We start from the raw sequence: 17,413 nt of genomic DNA on the forward strand, positions 1-17,413 counted from the left end.
CGTCTTGACCGTGGGCCAGGCGTGGCGCACACTCGCGGCATTGGAAAAACATTTTTCTAACAACCTAAATTGATAGCACATTGTCATCCAGAAGGATCTGACCCATGAAAGCGCTGAAACTCGCCCTGCCTTTGCTGGTTTCATTGGCCTGCACGTCTGTACACGCAGCAGAACTAGACCCGACAGAAGCCAACGCCCGCCTCACCCAGGTCCTGACCTGCAAGCGTAATGTTACCCCCGAGCAGTTCGAGGCGTTGGTCAAGGCCGCCCACGGCAAGGCAATTGTGCAAGCCTCGGACCTGTCCGACGGCGAATATACCGTCCCGAATCCACTGGATGTGTTTGGCCGCGCTGTCACCCGCCTTGCCATGCACCCTGGCTCCAATGGTGAAGGCGACTTCAATACCTACTACGGGGTATTTACCGGCGAGAGCATCCAGGCGGTGGCCAAGCTGGCCGACGTCCCCCAGGACGAGTTCGGCCAGTACAAGAAAGAGGTCGGCAACCACGACCTATGGCTCTACGCAGATGGCAGCGACACCTCCATCAGTTGCTCGTATGACATGCGAACAGTCGTGAAAACAATCAAAAGCACTGCTCGCAAGGCTGCGGACGCCGTGCAACGAGCCACCCAGTAGCCCCGCTGCCCGCGCAGCGTCAGCTGGTCAGCCAGCCTACGCCTCAGGCCCGATCGAGGGCCTGTTCAGCCTGCGCAGTACTGCCCCGCCAGCTGATGGATGCGGGCAGCCACCTGCTCCTGCGCCGTAGCCTGCTCGCAAGCCCACAGCAGCATGGCTTCATCAGGAACACTGCCAACCCCGGCAGCCTTGTCCGCCAGGTACCACAGTGCACGCATGACGAACAGCGGGTCGGCGTTCAACCGTGCGTCCCCTGCCGACTGCAGGTAGGCAACCAGCGCCTGCAGCGCACCCACCAAGCCCTTTTCCTGGCTGAACTGGACCAAGGTACCCAATGCGCGCGGCTGCATGCTGGGATGGATCGTCAGCGGCGTACAGCGCTGGGAATCGAGCAAATCCCAAAATGTCACGCCGTCCTTGCATACCATGCCCACGCGACGGCCACCCGCCATGTCATCGACCTCGATGAAAGTGCCTGGCTGGTATTTGTGGATTTTCATTTTCTCGCCCTAACCGATTGAATGGCCGACCACCGCCGGCAACAGGTGCATTCTAAGCAAGCAGTGTGCAAAAAGCGTCATCGCACTGCCTACCATCGCGCCCATTGTGTAACAGCTTTCTCGCACTCAGGGCTCGGGGCTTTCCCAAGCCATGGTGTGCTGCTGCTCGAGCACAACAGGGCAGTCAACCACCGCACGTAACTGTGGCCTGCCATCCGCTCCGGCAATTGTGTATTCGGCCTTGAAACGACCTTCAGGCAGCTCGCGGATCCATTGCGCTGTTTGCTTGAGCCGCTCGTCGATGGTGACCGCCTGCAACTCGGGCACCACATTGCGCAAGTCGATGGCAATCAGAATTCCACGCGCGCCTGCAAATGCCGGTTCCTCATGTACCGCTTTCAGGCTGCCCACCGGGTTGCCATTGGTGTCATGGAGCTCGAACGGATCATCACAGCTCAATGTTCCCCGCCTGCGGATGACATCACCGGCGTCATCAACGATGCGGGCAACCTCATAGCCCAAGCCCAGCTCGACAAAGGCAGACGACCCTTCTGGGTCGACGCGCAACTCGGCATACCGGGCAGGCGCAATCAAGCCTGGTACAGGCACGTCCTTCAGGCCCAGGCGCTGGATGAATTCTACTTCGGGCCTGGACCCCGCCAGCAAAGACGAAAGTTCTGCCATTTGCTGGCGCGACTCGACGGCTGGATCGGCGTCGAAGTCGTCGGCGATCGACGCCAAGGCGCTTGCAGCACTGACCGGCGCCTTGTTCAGCAGGGTGGAAGGGTTGTCGACGTCGCGGTTCCAGCCAAAGAGATTTTGCCCCACATGCCGGCCGACCCGTTGGAGTACAGGGGCAGCCAGTGAGCGGTCATTCTCGAAAATGACTTTGCGAGCGTTTACAGCATGGTCGAATGGCTTTTTTTGCCAGGCGAGGAAGCTAGGCGCCCTTTCCCACCCGATGAAATTCAAGGTGCCGCTCTCTGCAGGGAACGGCCGGTTGTTGACCTGGGTGTAAGACCCATCCACTTCTCTCTTGAACGCCTCATTGCCTTTCAATAACCGAGAGTCGATCAATGCCCCCTGCACACGCTCGGGGTCTTTGATCAGCGCGTTATATTGCTCGATACGCTCAAGCTCGTTGGCCGGGAGTGCCCGCAGCCCCACCCCTGCAGACTTCAAGCGGTCATACATGAGTGCCAACGGCCCAGCTGCCAGCAGGTCGTCGCGATAACCACCGCCCACTTGCGAATGAGCCCCTGCGAACCTGATCTCTTCAATACGCGAGTTGTCGCCATTGCGCAGCGCGCTCGTCAAGGGGAACGTTGTGCGGTATTCATGCATGGCCACCAGGTGCGTGGTGGACTTGACGTTGTTACTGATTTCCAGATTTTTACTGACGTGGCTGTCGGTAACAGGAATACCGTAGGAAGCAACAGTGTCGAAAATGGCAAGTTTGTTGATTTCAGCCTGACCAGGCGGGATCAGGTATTCACCTGTGGCCCTTTGCTGGCTGTCGAGTCTGGGCACGCCACGGTCGATCACCTCGTTGGTGAAAGCACGGGCCTGCGCAGCGCCGCGACTAAAGCCAATTACATTCAATTCAATGTTCAGGTCAGGGTTCTTGTTGCAGAACGTGACGAAAGCAGCATAGGCCAGCTCGATACGGCTCTGGCTACCGCGACCTGTACCGCGCTCTATCAGCGCGATGGGCGTATTACCCTTCTGGCTGCCCACCCCATCCAGGTAGATTTTCTCTGACCGCCCGGCAGGTCCGTCAGGCCCGTATTTGAGGGGCACAGCGCCGGTGTTGAGAGAAAGGTTGGTACCGTGTGCGGTGTCGTACTCATAAAGTCTGGCGACATTAGTGTGGCTACCGACTGGCGTGTCCCTGTCCTTGTTGTTATCGGTGCCATCCATGTAAACACTGAAATAAACTGTCTTACTCATGTCATGTCCCTATGAACAAACTGCCGCCATCAGCCCTGATTCAATTTCAGGATATGCGCCTTTATGGCCTCACCGGCTGCTTGGACAAGGCTCAGGTGAAACGCCTTGCCTAAAGCCCGCAAGGGTGACCCGCGCAATGACTCGGCTGTCGCGTGGAATGTAATCACGCAGAGTTCCTCGGCCAGCACCTCTATGCTGCGATGGCGCATCCAGGGTTCGTCATACGGCTTTTGATGCCAGGTGGAAATCTGGTACTGGGCGTCCTCTCTTTCGAATGCCGCATACAGGTGCTGCGCCAGCGCGATACCGGTTTCTCGGATCAGGCCTGGGTCGACATCGCGGCTTTTCAGCAATGCCTCGAACGGAGCATTGGCGACAGACATCAAATCGCCAATGGTGTAGCCCGGCATCGGCGGAAACACACCAGGCGGCAACTCGCTGCCCGGGAGACTACCGTCGCTAGAGTTCTCTTCGTCACGCATAAAAAATCCTTCCGCGGAATGTGAAAAACGCTACCTGCCTGTGGGTGCTGGTACTTGGAAGGCCACCGACAGGCAACCCGCCTTGCTTCAGTTTGCGGATGCCTGCAACCGCTGCACAGCGGCATGATAAAGCAGGGTCAGGTCCTGCTTGGCATTCAACACTTCATTGTGAAAAACGGCAGAAACAAACGGCGCCACCTTGAAGAAATCCGGCAGCACTTGCGGAGCGCTGGCATGGATCGGAAAGACCGGATTGGCGGGTGCAGCCAACTGGAACTCATAACCGAACCCACCCAAACCAGCGCGCTCGGACAACGCCTGCGCAATACACAGGACCGCCAGCAACCCGATTTCCGCCACGTCGTCGGCATACAGCTCACCACCATCGTAGATAAACTGCTCACCGCGCACGATAGCCTGGTCGGCCAGGCCGGTCAGCAGCCGTCGAAGCTGCTCTTCCAGTTGATTGTCATCCATGCCAAGCCTCCGCCAAGCGATCCGAGTCAGGTATCAGGGTGCGCACACGATTGCGCGTCAACGTCCAAGACAATCTGGGGCAAGGGAAATTCCGCAAAGATGGCAAATTGCCATGCAACCGTCAGCCACCCATCGCCCAAATACCCGCGTTGCAACATCGCTGCCGCTCATCGGCTTTCTTCATCACCTTCTTTGCCGCCCAACGATTCAGACCCCGCCGGTTGTGTGGCCTCATTGAAGCCTTGACCCTGCAGGCCTGCACTTTGCGCGTGCGCGCCCGCTGGGACGGCCTGCTCCTGGTGGGTGTCGCTTCCAGCAGGGGCTGAGCCACCGCTCAGAGAATCCTTGTAGGCCTGAATGCGCGCATCTGCCCCTTCATGATACGCCGCCTTGCCCTCGGCACCCGCCGTGGTGAAGGCTTCCTTGTAGTCGGCACCGGCGGCACGTGCTGTCGAAGCCAGGCCGGCGCCTGCGGTCAACACCCCGGTAGCCACGCCTTCACGCATCCGCCCTGCCAGCGAGGCCGAGCCGGCCTCGCGGAATGAGCTCACGCCTGCACGCCCAGCGGACAATGCAACATTGCCAGCCCTGCGCAGGGTCCTGCCGGTGGCGGCGGTGCTACCCGCCACTGCCCGCCCCAGCGCCACGCCAGCCGCCTCGCTGCGTTTTTCGCCCAAGGTGCGGTTGCCTGCCGATGCGGCCTGGGCCCTTGCACCCGAGTCACCAGAGGCCGGGCCTCCAACACCTTGGCCATTGGCGTTGACGAGCGCCGGCTTGCCAGCAGAGCCACTTCGCGACCCACCCCCGCCTGGGCCGCCACCTGGCCGACCGCCACCTGGGCCGCCGCCGGGCGACGAACCATCTGGGGGTGGCAGCTTGCCTTGGCTATGACCAAGGCGCATGCCCGAGCCACTACCGCCGATACTCCCCCCTGCGGCAGCGATGCCGCCGCGCATCTGGCCAGTGGCGTTGGTTTCGCCCAGGTCACCGATACCCGCGCCAATCCAGCGCAAGACCTGGTCTGGCAAGGTCTGGGGCAGGCCAAAGATCATGTACAGCACCGGCAGCAAGGTCAGCCCGAACACCATGAACCACCAGCCAAACGTCAGAAACTCTGCAATGACACTCACACCCCCCGTCGACGTTACGACGGCGCCTCGCATGGCGAAGAAGCCCTTGGCTATGTAATCGATCACCGGGTCAGACACCAGCACGGCCGCGAACAAACCCAGAACCGCAAGTGCAGGGCGTGCGAACAGCGAAAGCAGCAGCAGGTAACCTTGCGTTTGCGACCCCACGAATGTCCTGTCGGGCGTCATATGCATCACAGCCCATAGCGGTGCAGCAATGATCGACTGCAAGACGGCGAGCACCCAACCGACAAATACGATCATGAACAGCGTGTAGGGCAGGCTCGGCAGAAACACACCGAAGTAGAAGGCCAAAGGCTCGATATAACTGGCCATCAATGCGAGCTGCTTGACCGGCACCTCAATCACCCAGTCCCAAAGCGGGGTGACGATCTTGTCCGCCTCCAGGCCGTTACCCAGTACCTTGGCTGCCGATACAGTACCTGCAAGCAATCGCACAGCCGTGGTGGTGGTCTTTATCGCGACGTCGGCAAGCAGGATGCCGGCGCGGGCAACGCTCAGGTAGTCGCCCACACACTTCATGCGGTTGAGCGAGCCGCCCATCTGCCCTGCGGTACCGCAGAGCGGGGTCTGCCCGTTACTCCCGGCGCCTGTCGCAATCTCGACGACATTGAGCATCATGCCGTTGACGAACGACGACATCTTGCTGTCCATGTCTGCTCGCAACGAGCCCACGTTGATATCGGTCTTGGGGTCCTTGGGTATGAGGCTGGCGAAGTCTTCCGGCTTGGTGGTCTTGGCCTGGGTGTAGGTCTCCTTTTCTTCAGACTTTTTGTTGATTGCCTCGGTAACGGTGGTCACGCTGTTGCTCAGCAGCTGATAACGCGCATCTACAGGCAGACCGACCAACGACGGTGCGCCTACCGAGCCCACCGGCTCTGCCAACACGCCTGCGATCTGGCCACGCACCATGCCCACGCGCTGGAACCACCCCCCAGCGGCTGCCCAGCCATCCTCCGTGAGGGTTTTCAGGAAGTCTTTCAGCCCACTGTCCACGTCACCCTGCTCGTTGGTGACCTCACTGACGAGAGCAGTGGCAACACGCAGCTCCCATTTTTTCACGATCTGGTTGAAACGGTCAGAGTCGACATTGCCCCAACCTGAGTCATTGATACTCACCGGCCACGACTCGATCCAGCTGTCGAGCTCGGCCATCAGGTAACCAGCAGCTTCGATTTTCTGCCCCTGCACCTGGTGACGTACCTTCTCGAGGGCCTGGGCAGTGGCATCGGTTTTGCTCTGGGCCACGTATGTGGACAGCTTCACCGTGCCGCAGAAAGGCTGCCCACCGGCAAGGTTGGTCACCAAATTGCGGTCTTTGAGCAGGAAGGTGGACTCGAGCCGGCCATCTACATCGACTTGCTTGTCAGCAGCCTGCTTGCCGACCCCTTCGCTCTTGGGCATCACTTGCGGCACCTGCCCTGGGGCAGCTCCCGCATAGATGGCATTCGCAGCCTTGGCACAGTAGGAAACGGCAATGTACTGCCGTGCAAAATCACGCAGCCCGTAGAAGTTACCCGCCTGGTTCACGCCCTGAACCACACCGTCTGCCGACAGTACTCCAATGGCCATGCCCGCCTTGTAGGTGCCGTTGGCAAAACCAATGCCCCACAAGGAGAACATCAGCACGATCAACTGAATGAACGAGAAGCCGCTGGCAGTCGGCAGTAACACCGCACCACCCGCCACGATCCGCACCGGCGTCCACAAGGACGACCAGCTCTTGCCCATGGCCTCGCCGTCATTTGCTGTATTGGTGACCCCCATCACTGCCACGTACGAGACGATCAGCGAGCCGATGATCAGGATGCCGCTGTTGAAGAAGCCGAACATGGTGGCAAGGATGTTCGCGCTCGCTTCCACAGTGTTGGGGTCGGTGCCTTTGACCAGCGAGTCGATGACCGGCCCGAAGATTCTGCCAAGCATTACGACGGACTGGTCAGTGCAAGCGGTTGGGTCGCTGCATGGAGAAAACGGCATCTGAGCCATTTGTGATACCTACCTGAATCGAGTTGCGGACGGTTGATCTGAATCGTTCGCGACGAATTCCCCTTGGAATGCTCCGTCGTCCTTGAGGCGAGCTGCCTGACAGCTCGGCCAGCGTTGCCTGCACAGCCCTACTTTCGTGGCAAAACCATGGAGCCACCAGCGTGGTGACCTGTATACCTATCGAAAGCGAGGCAATCTTAAACCAAAAACCACTCCTTTATCAAAATTTTGTTATGTAAGAAAACTAACAAAAACCTAAAGTAGGTTGCTCAGCAGATGAAGAAATGGATGGCTACAGGCAAAAACTGAAAGTGTAAGACCGTGTAAAAACCAGCGTTTTATGCCTAGATCACCGGTGTTATTAAGGGCGAAGCGTGATAATCTTCACATTTTAGCGATCAAAGTGGCTGCCTGAGACCGTCCTTCCTCCGATACCTTTTTTCGATGGGTGATTCTGCCGGTTTTCGGGCGTCAAATACGTGTCAAATGGGATTTTCTGGCGGGTTTTCAGCCAGTTTCAGCTGTTGAACGCAATGGTCAAGCCCCACCACAGGAACCATGGCGGCAGCCCGGTTGTGTTGGGCGTTTTCGCTTGGCAGGCCCAGCAAATACGGGGGCACTCCTGGCTGCCGCACACTTACCTCGACAGACGCGTGAGGCATACTTCAAGGGGCCAGAAAAAACGATTTATCCATGCACCTACAAGAAATATGAAGGTAAAAATGCTAAGGTCATTCAAGCCTGTGAAGCCCTAGGATTTACAAGGGTTTATCCACAGCAGGTCAGTGGAAATGCTATCGAGATCCGCATCAGTTGGGGCGAGGCCCGCACGGCTCACCGCACAGCCACGCAGGTGCCGCGCAATACCGACTGATTCGAGCACGCTCAAGCCCTGGGACAAAACGACGGACATAGATGCAGCTATCAATACGCGATGCCAGCCGATTCGTGATCGGGGCCGGGTCTATGCGAGACAGAGCCATTGCGGCTTCTGGCAACCCGGCAATCAGCTTGGAAAACGTAGCGCAAGCCGCGCTACGTGAAGGCCCTGACGGCCAAAAAATTCGCCAGACAATCGACACCCTGGGCGAACGGGAGTCGGCATGGCTGCGCAACACCCCGCCCCATACCCTGAGTTCCGACCGAGTCATGAAAAGCCGTTCAGCCGAGGCCACTGCATTGCGAGCCATCCATCGCGCAATAATCAGCAGCGTGGCTTTCGAAGCAGCAGCCACAGGCGCCAAGCCTGAGGCGGAAGACAGCCTGCGCCAATCGCTGACCAGCGCCCTCGAAGCAATCGACCAGGCCCCAGGCTCCCGAGCGGACCGGGAGGGGTTACTGGCCAACATGCGCGATCAACTGCTTGCCGTAGCCTCGGACGGCAATCACATGAAGCAACTGCTGCACCACAGCGAACAAGCCTACCTTGCCGCAGAACTCGAGAAGACATTCGCCCGTTACACCAACCCCTCGCTGTCGCGCAGCGAAGACCTTGACGGGCACAACCCCTAAGGACGCCAGCATGCCCAACGCGCAGGAATTCCAGAGCTTCACCGCCTCCGTTTTCCCGTCACAAACGGCGGAAATCGTCATTGCCAAGCAGCCCGTACTGACCGATTACGGCCAACAGCTACGTAGCGCCGTCAACCAGCTGCCGCCAGAAGTTTCCAGAGCGCTGCTTGGCGAATATGGCATGGCCTCGCCGGCGCTTGTCAGCGGGATCGAAGAGGCAATTGTGCAGCGGGAATTTGCTAACGACCATGCAGCGCGGCAGGCAAACCTGAATCAGAATTGGCTGAACGCCGCAGAGCTGCACACCTCCGGCATCGACGAGACCACGGCCGCGGCAGACGATACCTGGAATGCGGCGCCGTGAGCGCCGCAGATCCCTACACCTTCAGCAATGCAGGCCAGCGCGCAGCGGCCTACTGCGAAACGGTTTTATAGGTATGCATACCATCACGGCACGACATCGATGCAACCTTGAACCGTACCTCATATTGCAGATACTCACTCGGTGAGATCGTTGCCGGGCGTCGCCCCTTGTCCCTTGTCGAGTCGTAGGCAAGCACGGCATCACAGGTCGTCCATTGACCCAACCGGGTATTGAGCCGGTTCGCTTCCGAACGCATCTTCGCCGCAAAACCGGCATCTTCCATCACAACCGGAACTCGGGTAGGGACGGTCACCAGCGCCACACGGCGCCCACTTCCCTCACCCATGAAGCCTGGCACCATGGTGATGTTGCCATTTTTGTCGATCCGTGGAATCGAGGTGAAGCGCGCAGCGAATTGCTGCGTATTCGCCAACTGACCAAGGGTCTGCCTTTTCAGTTGCGCCCAGTAAGCATCTGGCGGGTTGTGTGGATCGTAGCTAGGCGCGGCCCGGTCATAAGGGTTACCTGCGAGCTTCAGCTCCGTTTGACGCTGGAAATACTTGTCGCGACATACCTCATTGGTATTTTTATCCAGGTCTTGCCCGGTCTTGGCACTGTAGAGCAAGGCGCTCGCACAGGCGAAGTCATAGCGACCGTTGAAATACAGGTACAGCCCGCTCCCGGCCAGGCTTTTGGTCGGTATCAGGTCCAGCGTGCCGCTGCCTGCACCACCGGCCATACCATTGACGAGGCTACTGGGCATCATCGAAGTCAGCGAGCTGACCGCTTCGTCCGAGAAACGAACCTTGGTAGTCCCATCGGGCATTTGCTCGGTAGTGACACAGCCTGCCATTGCCACGGCAGCGAGCACGGGCAGCATGCGTTTACACTTGGTCATGCACGTATCCTTACTTTGGAAAGTCTGCTTGAGCACTTCAGAAGAAGCGCCCCATATCTTGCTGCTGAACCTTGGCCTGCCGGGTTTCGCGCAACTGACGCACCACGTCGCCCTGGCGCATCTCGACAGGCTCGCCACACAGCTCACCCACTTCGACCACATAGCCATCCCGCACTGCCACCTGCACGCACTGCACGAAACGCGCAGCAGCCATGCGCGCACGCTTGCCGGCATCGTCGACGAAAATGCCGAGCGCCAAGGCCGGCATGCGGGAATCCATGAAGTTCACGCCATTGACCGACAAATACAATCGGTCGGATACATAGGCCGCCTCGAAGGGCATGTTCGAAACCCAGGCGGCCTCGAACGGCTGGACCCCCAGGTACAGGGTTTCGCCCTCCAGGGCGAAACTGAAACGCCCACTTTGCATGGGCGACAGCAGCATTACGCGGTCATGTTCGGGATGGCGCAACACTTCGTCCCGCTTGAAGTTCGCCGTCCAGCGCAGAAAATTGGCATACCCCACCAGCTGCCTGGCGGCTCGCGCGACACGGGCTCGCTCTTGTGCACTTATTGCCGGCCCAACGTCCCTATGGCCTTGCTCCATGTGAATCAGTCCTCGTGCTTTTTGCGTTTTTCCAGCATGCCGAAGAAGTCGTCCAGAATTTTGTTCAGCATCTTCTGCGGCGTGTGGCCAAAGTTCTTGGCGTGTTCCGACACGCGCTCATGGTTGTCATTGCGCAGCGTGTAGGAGTTGGACGGGTCTTTCTTCCGGTTGCGGAACGATATCAGCCCGGAACGGCGCGCCATCGACATCATGCGCTCGTAGTCGGTGTGCGAGATGTTGAACTTCTTGCGGATATCGACCTTGGTCAGCCGCTCGTCTGCCTTCATCAACCGCACCGACTCCACCATCAGGTTATGCAACTGGTTGAGCCGCACCAGGTGGTTGAAACCACTGTCGATCTGCCCCCGTTCCACCGCCCCACGATCGGTGTCCGGACGCGCCAGGCCGCTGGAGAGGTTTTTCAATACAACCTCATCGGACAAGTCGAGAGGGTTACGGTTCTTCTTGGTTTCCTTGAAGTCAGGTGACTCGCCGCTCAGGTAATACACCGAGCCTTGCTTGGCGATCTCCACCTCAAGGAAGGAACAGGCAACCATGAAGATGTCTTCAGTGCACAACTTGCGCGATACACCCTGCTGAACCGCCTCACGGCTCAGGGGCTCATCGGCGGCACGCATGGCAGCCTGGGTATGCTTGGCCCGCTGGATATCCTGGACCATGTTGAAATACGACTTCAGCGGCAGCACCTTGTCAGACAGGTTGACCAACGGGTGCAACTCCTTGACGGTATCGGCCAATACGTCTGGCGAAGGGACCAGCAGCGACCTCAGGCCTTGGGCTAGGGACAACAACTTGGCCCCGTCTTTAACTTCATTCGCTGGTCGCATATACGTACCTAAGATGTCCGATCCAAAATAGTCTTAAAGTGCCGGCAGAGGCATGAACACCCCGCTCAGGCAGAACAGCAGCGCCAGGCTTCGTGGGCCCGACCCGCTCTTATTCTCCAATCCTGGAAAAGATCCTCCTTCGGCACCGCAGTGCAGCAGCCGGGTGACGCGGGGAAGCTCCCCGACATTCTACCCGCCTGCAAACAAGCGAACGGCTTACTCCATCCCTGAAGCAGCTGACAATGGCAATCATTGCGGCGCAAGGCACCCAATGTCACCGCCCTGACCTGGGTCCAGCCCCATGGATTGGAGGGTCTGCTTGGTCAACTCTACCTGCGCCTTGATCGACTCCGGATCGTTCGCCATCTGCTGCGCGACAGCATTTTCAATCGGCGACTGGGAGGAAGCAAGATGAGACATTGTCGCCATGACTGCAACGACCGCCAGAGGCGGTACCAACCAAGCCATTGCAGTCTTGCGCCGGCGCGACCTGGCCTGGCGCTCGGCCTCACCAGCGGCCTGCTCGCGCAGCGCCTTTCGCGAAGGCTGCGCCGCGGCCACCTGGTACTGCGCAGCAGCCAAGGGAACAGGGCGGGCGACCTCAGCAGCCACACCCGCTGCACGCGCTTCCTCACGCTGGTAGTAGTCGCTCAAGGCCTCGTTGAGACACTCGGAAACCGCCTGACGCACCTTGTAGGCCACCAGCGCCGGCTCGACATGAGTGAGCGCGCCCTTGCGGTCTGCCTCGGCATGCAACACCAGTCGCAGGGCCGCCAGCTCATGCATCGCCTGTACCCCGGCATCACCCTCGATCATCAGGCTGACGTTCCCCTCGAGCACCCGCTGATGGTCAATGTCTTGTGCTGCGTCGAAGCCGGCTACAACCAAAGACAGCTGCCGAAACGCCTTGGGGATACGCACAGTGCGTGTTGCACGGCAAGCGTCGTGAGGGCTTTGGCTGTCAAACACCACCAAAAGGTGCTCGCCCGAACCGAATATGCGGATACCAGGGTCGAACTCGAAACTTGGCGCTTTGGCTTTCATGTACTTTGCTCCTTAAAGTTTTCCAAAGATGTCTTCAAGCACGACCGCTTGCGAAAGGCCGGTCATCATCCTTGGCTTCCCTGTACGGTGATCGATGAAGAATGCCGCCGGTACGCCCGCCTGCTCCTTGCCGTTGTGCTCGAAGGCAGCGAACAGGAACGCCAGGTTGGTGCTCAGTTGCTCGACGGTTTCCGGTGAAGGCTCCGATCGCACCTGCTCATGCTGCCCCAGCACCCGCGCCAGCACCTTGGGGTCCTTGGCCTGCAGCAACGTGGCAGCCAGCGGAACGCCATCCGCCGGGTTACCCAACGCCGCAGATGGAATCCATTTGATCGAATGGCCCTTGGCCGCGTATGCCCTTGTCAGGTTGTATGCCTGGCGGCAGTAAGGGCAGCGTGGGTCGATGATGATGTAGACGGTATCGCCGATACCACCCTCGCCTTCCTTGATCCCTGCCAGAGCGTCCACCGTTTTCATCGACTCCGGGATCGCGCCTTTGAAACTGCCGTCCATGGCGGCGGCTTCGCGCACATCAGGCTTTTCGACCGGGGACATCTGCGGCGCTACACTTGGCGCAGCTGCTGCAGCTGCGGGGGGCAGCGCTGCAGCGGCCTGGGCCGCGCCGGGCAGGAAGGCGTCGGAAATATTACTGCCCGTTTCCGCATTCCAGGCCACCCCGGTAAACAGCACTGCAGAATCAGGGGTACTGAACAACACGACCTGATGGCCATTCTTTTCCACGGTCCAGGCGGTGAGCCCGCCTAGGCCGACTGGCCGAGCGCTGACAATCCGCCCATAGCGCGATACCCGCTGTGCGGTCAGGTCATCGAGTTCTTGCTGGGCAGGGTTTACCTGTGTGGTGCCTTGCGCGGTGATGAAGGCAGACAAGTCCGCCGGTTGGGCTGGCGCGGCGTGGGCGACAGAAACCCCCGCCGCAAGTGCCGCCAGCATAGCGACAGGTCTTGCGATCACACCTTTCATGACTCAATGTCCCTATTAATAATCCAATACGACTGCATTCTAACAAAAAAGCAAAAAAACACACCAAAAAAACGAAAAAAGGCCATCTATAAAGATGGCCTTTGGCTGCTATCCAAGCTTCTAGGGCAACACTTCAGACCGCATGTTGCGCAATGGCGGCGGCCTGCGCAGTGGCATACCTATCGTGCTGCATTTGCTCGTAGCGCTTCTTGTCCGCCTCGGAGTACTTGTAACTGGCCATGGCCAGTTCAAGACCGTTGACCGCCTTGTCAAGCTGCGGCTCTGCCAGCGATATACCTGCTTTGCACTCATACAGGAAATGCGAAAGGATCCCCGGGGCTTCCGGAAAACCAGCCTGGCGCCCTATCGTCTGCAGCGCATACCACATGTCTCGGTCATAGAACCGCAGCCAGCGCATTTCTGCCGGTGGCAGCACCCCCAGGCGGCGCGCCTGGAAGAACATGGCAAAGACGATAGTGCGGACAAAGGCATGCGCATGCAGGATTGCGCTGGCGTTCGGGTGCTTGATGTACTTCTGGATGATCGCCCGGGGCACCTCTAGCGGTATGTCGGGCTTCAGCCAAGCGTATGGGTCAGCACCTTGTGCCGTTTTACCGGTAGGTGCCTGGAACTGGTCCCAGCACCAGGCAACCATGTACTCACTGTCGGCCATCGCCGCCTTGAAGGCAGCGTCATCCAGCGCCGTATCGGTGGCGACTACCCGCGGCAAGGCGATGGCTACCAGCAGGGTTTCAGCGGGTGTGAGGTTGCTGACCCGGGTCCAGTGCTGGCCTAACTGCCGACGCATCACCTCTGTGGCTTTCTCGCGATCCAGGGTTGGCGCCCAGCTGCGATCAGCCTGCTCTTGCCAACCACTGATCAGCAAGTGCTGGTAGGCAAACTGCCGTGATGTCTGCGACATGCCGAACATCGGATGGTCCAGCGGCTGGGCGATCAGGTCGAGCTCGGCGAACATGCGCAGGTGCGGGTACTGCACTTTGTTCTCTTGCACGAAGCTTTGAATCGTGTGCGTCTTGGTGAACTTGAGCTTGGGGTGTGTCCGGTTGACTTGCAGGAACATGCGCACCGCCAGGAACACCAACAGCAGCAGGAAGAACCCGTTCATGAACAATGACGACGTGGTGATTTCCCCCCACGCCACGCTTGAGAAATCTCGCTGGCAGGCGCCGATGATGCCCTCCGGCGCGCACATGCGCTCAACCCAATGGTTGATCGAGGCGATACCCGGCAGTGCCGCGAAGTCACCCAATACACTCGGCACCCACAGTTCTACATAGCGGATGTAGGTATACACCTTGGCAATCTTGTCATGGGCGAAATACCAGGCGCCCCACCCCCCCAGGTAAAGTACCGCCATGATCCCCAGTAATATGGCGGGGTCATCCCAGGTAAAGCTTTTCTGCCCACCTCCCTGTTGTTTCATGCAACGCCTCCTCTGGCTGCCACGACGATCTGGCCGGTCGTGGCTTCGCTGCCCGCTACCTGGTCAGCTCTTTGAGCAGGTTGTGCGTGGTACGCACACGACCCACCATGAACACCCCGACCCGACGGAAAACCGCCCGCACGGTCATTTTTTTCACCACCTCGATATAAACCAGGCCGATGGTCATGCACAGCGCCAATGGCAGCAGGAACTTCCAAAACGCCGGCACCAGCAGCAACATCAACCATGGCAAGGCAGCGCTGGCGTTGATCACGAAAAAACGTGCAGGTGGAGCGCATCTGCTCCAGTGATACCGTCCTGTTGCCATAACCTCTCCGTAAACTCTCTGCAGTCAGCATTAGCGTGTAGCCAGCAGCTCAGCCGTGGCGCAAATCGCGGGCCGTCGCCTCGCTGATCAGCCCCTCGGCCAGCAGCCGGTCCGCCTCGGCAGCAAAGGTGTGCCCCTCTTCACGCACAAATTCTGCAACCCGCTGGGTTACCCGGCCCATATCGGTCAGGTCCATCAAGTTGTCGCGGACCTGCTCGGTAAACCTCAGCCACGAACGCGCAGCGGTGCGCTTGCCATCAAGCGTGGGCACCAACTTCTGCGCCATCATGAAACGGCTGGTGTCGACCAGGTCGTAGATAGCGGTGGCCCGCTCCTGCTCGGGAAAGCGGGAAATCATTCGACGCATGATTGCCGCAACATCCTTGGCGTGCACCGTACCGAAGACGGGGTGCCCCGTCAGCGATAGCTCGACCGCTGCGCGAATGGTTTCCTGGTCACGCAATTCGCCGATCACGCACAGGCCGGGCGCACGTCGCATGGCTTCACGGTTGGCCCGGTAAAAATCCTTGAAATGGGTGGGGATCTGCGACTGCACGAAGATCGAATGCTTGCTCTGCACCTTGTCGTAGGTGAACTCGATCGGTTCTTCATGGCTGATCAGGTTACCCTTGATCGGCGTGTCGTTTTCCAGAATGAAGCGGTTGATGGCGGCAAAAGTGGTGGTCTTGCCGTGACCGGTGGCCCCGGCCACGTAGACGATGCCATCACGGGGTGTGGCCATCCTGACGATTTCCTCGCTCAGGCCCACCTCCTGGATACGTGGCGGGTCATCGGGGATGGCCCGAATGACTATCTGGCACGAAGTATCACCATGACACGCGATAGGCGAAGCGTTGACCCGATAGGCATAGCGCAGCCGCGCACCCCGGGCATCCTTGCGCTCCGGGTCGAACAGTTCGTAGCGCTCGTTGACCGCAGTACCAGACACGATATCGGTGGTGGCGGTATCCCGGTTGGCCGCCATCTTCAGCAACTCGTTGACCTCCCCGACGTCCAGCGCACGTCGGGTGACCGCATACAATCGCCCGTACTTCTTCACCACTACCGGCAATGCCGGCTGGATGAAGATGTCGCTCACACCATGGGCCAGGGTTTCCAGCATCATTGCCTTGAACTGGTCGGCCCGGTCAAAACGGAACGGGTCTTCGTAGCTGGTCAGGCGCTCCAGGCGCTCGACCAACGCGCCCGGCTCCAGCATCATCAGGTCATCACGCACGGCTTGGGTCATTGCCGCCCGCCTTCAGCGCCCGCTGCCGGGCCCCGCACCTGGCTGCCCGCCGATACGGTGGGCGCATTGGCAGCTGCAGGCTGGCGCACAGCAGCGGGCGATGGTGCCGGGCTGCCTGTGTGGTTTACCGCCGCGCGGGGTAACGGGTGGGCAATGGTGGAGGTCGCGATCGAACTACGCCATACGTTCATGTTGTCGTTGAACTCTGGCAGCGCGGTGATACGCAACAAGGTTTCATCTACCGCCATCGACCGCCCTTCACGGGTCACCGGGATCGCCGCCCCGGAGATTATCGGCATAGTGACCTGGCCATGCCGGGCAAACTCGCTGAAACGGCGCATCCCTTCGATATCGCGGTTCATACGGTCGAAGCCGTAGGTCAGCATCAGGTTGGCCTGCTCGACACCTTGGTGCCAGCCCTCGCGCACAGCCAGCTTCCACACTCGCTCCTCCTCGTCCGAACGCGGCACCAAGGCCGATACCAGCGAGGTACGGTCGAAGCTGGGCAGCGGGAAGCTCAAGTATTCGCGCCAGCTGGGCGGCACCGACGAAAAGCGTGCCTGGGACTCGATCTTGTAGGCTGCCCCCGACAGGCGCAGGGTGTAGTCGCCATTCTGGTTGTAGAGGTTGCGTGCCTCGGTAATGACCGGCGGCACAACCCGGTCCTGAATCATCAGGCTGCTGAAGTCGTATACCGTATCGAACTCGCGCTCGCGCAGCTTGAGTGCCTTGTTGATATTGGTCAGCTGCCACGCCAGGCCAGCTTTCACCCCGACCTGCAGTGCCGCATCGAGAATGGCCTCACCGCGCGCAGCCGATGCCTGGTTCTTCTCGTCACGCATCGCCTCCACCGCCGACCGCGCATCAGCCGAGTCGCCCTGCTGTTGCACATAGGCAGGCTTGTCATAGAGGCGCTCGGCATCTTCGAGGGTCATCGGAGGCATGTCCATC

The 17,413-nt window shown here is 59.5% G+C and carries 17 protein-coding genes; 3 read left to right on the forward strand and 14 right to left on the reverse strand.

Annotation, left to right across the window (positions count from 1 at the left end; all coding sequences use genetic code 11):
• Nucleotides 1–104 precede the first annotated feature (104 nt).
• On the forward strand, nucleotides 105–638 hold the full coding sequence (locus K4A76_RS20395) for a hypothetical protein (protein WP_110676562.1): 534 nt from the start codon (nucleotides 105–107) through the stop codon (nucleotides 636–638).
• A 65-nt stretch (nucleotides 639–703) separates the two neighbouring features.
• Here the strand turns inward: K4A76_RS20395 and K4A76_RS20400 are convergent, their stop codons facing one another.
• From K4A76_RS20400 to K4A76_RS20420, 5 genes are all read right to left on the reverse strand, one after another.
• A complete protein-coding gene (locus K4A76_RS20400; RefSeq protein WP_110676563.1) occupies nucleotides 704–1,138 on the reverse strand; it encodes a hypothetical protein in 435 nt (144 codons plus the stop codon).
• Between the two features lie 126 nt (nucleotides 1,139–1,264).
• The gene (locus tag K4A76_RS20405; protein WP_274411029.1) at nucleotides 1,265–3,088 is read right to left on the reverse strand and encodes a phospholipase effector Tle1 domain-containing protein; all 1,824 of its coding nucleotides are present in this window, start codon (nucleotides 3,086–3,088) and stop codon (nucleotides 1,265–1,267) included.
• A gap of 29 nt (nucleotides 3,089–3,117) precedes the next feature.
• A complete protein-coding gene (locus K4A76_RS20410) occupies nucleotides 3,118–3,570 on the reverse strand; it encodes a hypothetical protein (protein WP_110676565.1) in 453 nt (150 codons plus the stop codon).
• 87 nt (nucleotides 3,571–3,657) lie between these two features.
• A complete protein-coding gene (locus tag K4A76_RS20415; RefSeq protein ID WP_274411030.1) occupies nucleotides 3,658–4,047 on the reverse strand; it encodes a hypothetical protein in 390 nt (129 codons plus the stop codon).
• A 167-nt stretch (nucleotides 4,048–4,214) separates the two neighbouring features.
• The gene (locus tag K4A76_RS20420; RefSeq protein ID WP_274411031.1) at nucleotides 4,215–7,124 is read right to left on the reverse strand and encodes a DotA/TraY family protein; all 2,910 of its coding nucleotides are present in this window, start codon (nucleotides 7,122–7,124) and stop codon (nucleotides 4,215–4,217) included.
• 1,212 nt (nucleotides 7,125–8,336) lie between these two features.
• Between K4A76_RS20420 and K4A76_RS20425 the strand changes: the two genes are divergently transcribed.
• The gene (locus K4A76_RS20425; protein ID WP_274411032.1) at nucleotides 8,337–8,699 is read left to right on the forward strand and encodes a hypothetical protein; all 363 of its coding nucleotides are present in this window, start codon (nucleotides 8,337–8,339) and stop codon (nucleotides 8,697–8,699) included.
• 10 nt (nucleotides 8,700–8,709) lie between these two features.
• Nucleotides 8,710–9,063: a hypothetical protein gene (locus tag K4A76_RS20430; RefSeq protein WP_274411033.1), complete on the forward strand. Its 354-nt coding sequence runs from the start codon at nucleotides 8,710–8,712 to the stop codon at nucleotides 9,061–9,063.
• A gap of 49 nt (nucleotides 9,064–9,112) precedes the next feature.
• Here K4A76_RS20430 and K4A76_RS20435 read toward each other — a convergent pair whose 3' ends face one another.
• The 9 genes from K4A76_RS20435 to K4A76_RS20475 all read right to left on the reverse strand — a co-directional run bounded on the left by K4A76_RS20435 (nucleotide 9,113) and on the right by K4A76_RS20475 (nucleotide 17,397).
• The gene (locus tag K4A76_RS20435; protein WP_274411034.1) at nucleotides 9,113–9,961 is read right to left on the reverse strand and encodes a hypothetical protein; all 849 of its coding nucleotides are present in this window, start codon (nucleotides 9,959–9,961) and stop codon (nucleotides 9,113–9,115) included.
• A gap of 37 nt (nucleotides 9,962–9,998) precedes the next feature.
• On the reverse strand, nucleotides 9,999–10,406 hold the full coding sequence (locus K4A76_RS20440) for a hypothetical protein (RefSeq protein WP_274411035.1): 408 nt from the start codon (nucleotides 10,404–10,406) through the stop codon (nucleotides 9,999–10,001).
• A gap of 167 nt (nucleotides 10,407–10,573) precedes the next feature.
• On the reverse strand, nucleotides 10,574–11,377 hold the full coding sequence (locus tag K4A76_RS20445) for a hypothetical protein (protein WP_232108456.1): 804 nt from the start codon (nucleotides 11,375–11,377) through the stop codon (nucleotides 10,574–10,576).
• A 288-nt stretch (nucleotides 11,378–11,665) separates the two neighbouring features.
• Nucleotides 11,666–12,460, reverse strand: coding sequence for a hypothetical protein (locus K4A76_RS20450; RefSeq protein WP_274411036.1), 795 nt, complete (start codon nucleotides 12,458–12,460; stop codon nucleotides 11,666–11,668).
• 12 nt (nucleotides 12,461–12,472) lie between these two features.
• Nucleotides 12,473–13,411 carry a hypothetical protein gene (locus K4A76_RS20455; protein ID WP_274411037.1) on the reverse strand — a complete coding sequence of 313 codons (939 nt, stop codon included), beginning with the start codon at nucleotides 13,409–13,411 and terminating at the stop codon, nucleotides 12,473–12,475.
• Nucleotides 13,412–13,574: 163 nt separating this feature from the next.
• A complete protein-coding gene (locus K4A76_RS20460) occupies nucleotides 13,575–14,885 on the reverse strand; it encodes a secretion/conjugation apparatus DotM-related subunit (protein WP_274411038.1) in 1,311 nt (436 codons plus the stop codon).
• A gap of 55 nt (nucleotides 14,886–14,940) precedes the next feature.
• Complete coding sequence (locus K4A76_RS20465) at nucleotides 14,941–15,159, reverse strand: hypothetical protein (RefSeq protein WP_110676575.1); 219 nt, start codon at nucleotides 15,157–15,159, stop codon at nucleotides 14,941–14,943.
• Nucleotides 15,160–15,262: 103 nt separating this feature from the next.
• On the reverse strand, nucleotides 15,263–16,462 hold the full coding sequence (locus K4A76_RS20470; protein ID WP_274411039.1) for an ATPase, T2SS/T4P/T4SS family: 1,200 nt from the start codon (nucleotides 16,460–16,462) through the stop codon (nucleotides 15,263–15,265).
• Nucleotides 16,459–17,397, reverse strand: coding sequence for a type IV secretory system conjugative DNA transfer family protein (locus tag K4A76_RS20475; protein WP_274411040.1), 939 nt, complete (start codon nucleotides 17,395–17,397; stop codon nucleotides 16,459–16,461). Before K4A76_RS20475 ends, K4A76_RS20470 begins: the two co-directional genes overlap by 4 nt.
• Nucleotides 17,398–17,413: the final 16 nt, after the last annotated feature.

Source organism: Pseudomonas sp. NEEL19, from assembly GCF_028751975.1.
GTDB lineage: Bacteria > Pseudomonadota > Gammaproteobacteria > Pseudomonadales > Pseudomonadaceae > Aquipseudomonas > Aquipseudomonas juntendi.

Bases quoted from the DNA above. Each gene is read 5' to 3' on its own strand.
- K4A76_RS20400 (WP_110676563.1), bottom strand. From the start codon at position 1,138: ATGAAAATCCACAAATACCAGCCAGGCACTTTCATCGAGGTCGATGAC.
- K4A76_RS20395 (WP_110676562.1), top strand. From the start codon at position 105: ATGAAAGCGCTGAAACTCGCCCTGCCTTTGCTGGTTTCATTGGCCTGC.
- K4A76_RS20455 (WP_274411037.1), bottom strand. From the start codon at position 13,411: ATGCTGGCGGCACTTGCGGCGGGGGTTTCTGTCGCCCACGCCGCGCCA.
- K4A76_RS20430 (WP_274411033.1), top strand. From the start codon at position 8,710: ATGCCCAACGCGCAGGAATTCCAGAGCTTCACCGCCTCCGTTTTCCCG.
- K4A76_RS20405 (WP_274411029.1), bottom strand. From the start codon at position 3,088: ATGAGTAAGACAGTTTATTTCAGTGTTTACATGGATGGCACCGATAAC.
- K4A76_RS20460 (WP_274411038.1), bottom strand. From the start codon at position 14,885: ATGAAACAACAGGGAGGTGGGCAGAAAAGCTTTACCTGGGATGACCCC.
- K4A76_RS20425 (WP_274411032.1), top strand. From the start codon at position 8,337: ATGAAAAGCCGTTCAGCCGAGGCCACTGCATTGCGAGCCATCCATCGC.
- K4A76_RS20435 (WP_274411034.1), bottom strand. From the start codon at position 9,961: ATGACCAAGTGTAAACGCATGCTGCCCGTGCTCGCTGCCGTGGCAATG.
- K4A76_RS20470 (WP_274411039.1), bottom strand. From the start codon at position 16,462: ATGACCCAAGCCGTGCGTGATGACCTGATGATGCTGGAGCCGGGCGCG.
- K4A76_RS20440 (WP_274411035.1), bottom strand. From the start codon at position 10,406: ATGCTGCTGTCGCCCATGCAAAGTGGGCGTTTCAGTTTCGCCCTGGAG.
- K4A76_RS20410 (WP_110676565.1), bottom strand. From the start codon at position 3,570: ATGCGTGACGAAGAGAACTCTAGCGACGGTAGTCTCCCGGGCAGCGAG.
- K4A76_RS20415 (WP_274411030.1), bottom strand. From the start codon at position 4,047: ATGGATGACAATCAACTGGAAGAGCAGCTTCGACGGCTGCTGACCGGC.
- K4A76_RS20420 (WP_274411031.1), bottom strand. From the start codon at position 7,124: ATGCTTGGCAGAATCTTCGGGCCGGTCATCGACTCGCTGGTCAAAGGC.
- K4A76_RS20450 (WP_274411036.1), bottom strand. From the start codon at position 12,460: ATGAAAGCCAAAGCGCCAAGTTTCGAGTTCGACCCTGGTATCCGCATA.
- K4A76_RS20475 (WP_274411040.1), bottom strand. From the start codon at position 17,397: ATGACCCTCGAAGATGCCGAGCGCCTCTATGACAAGCCTGCCTATGTG.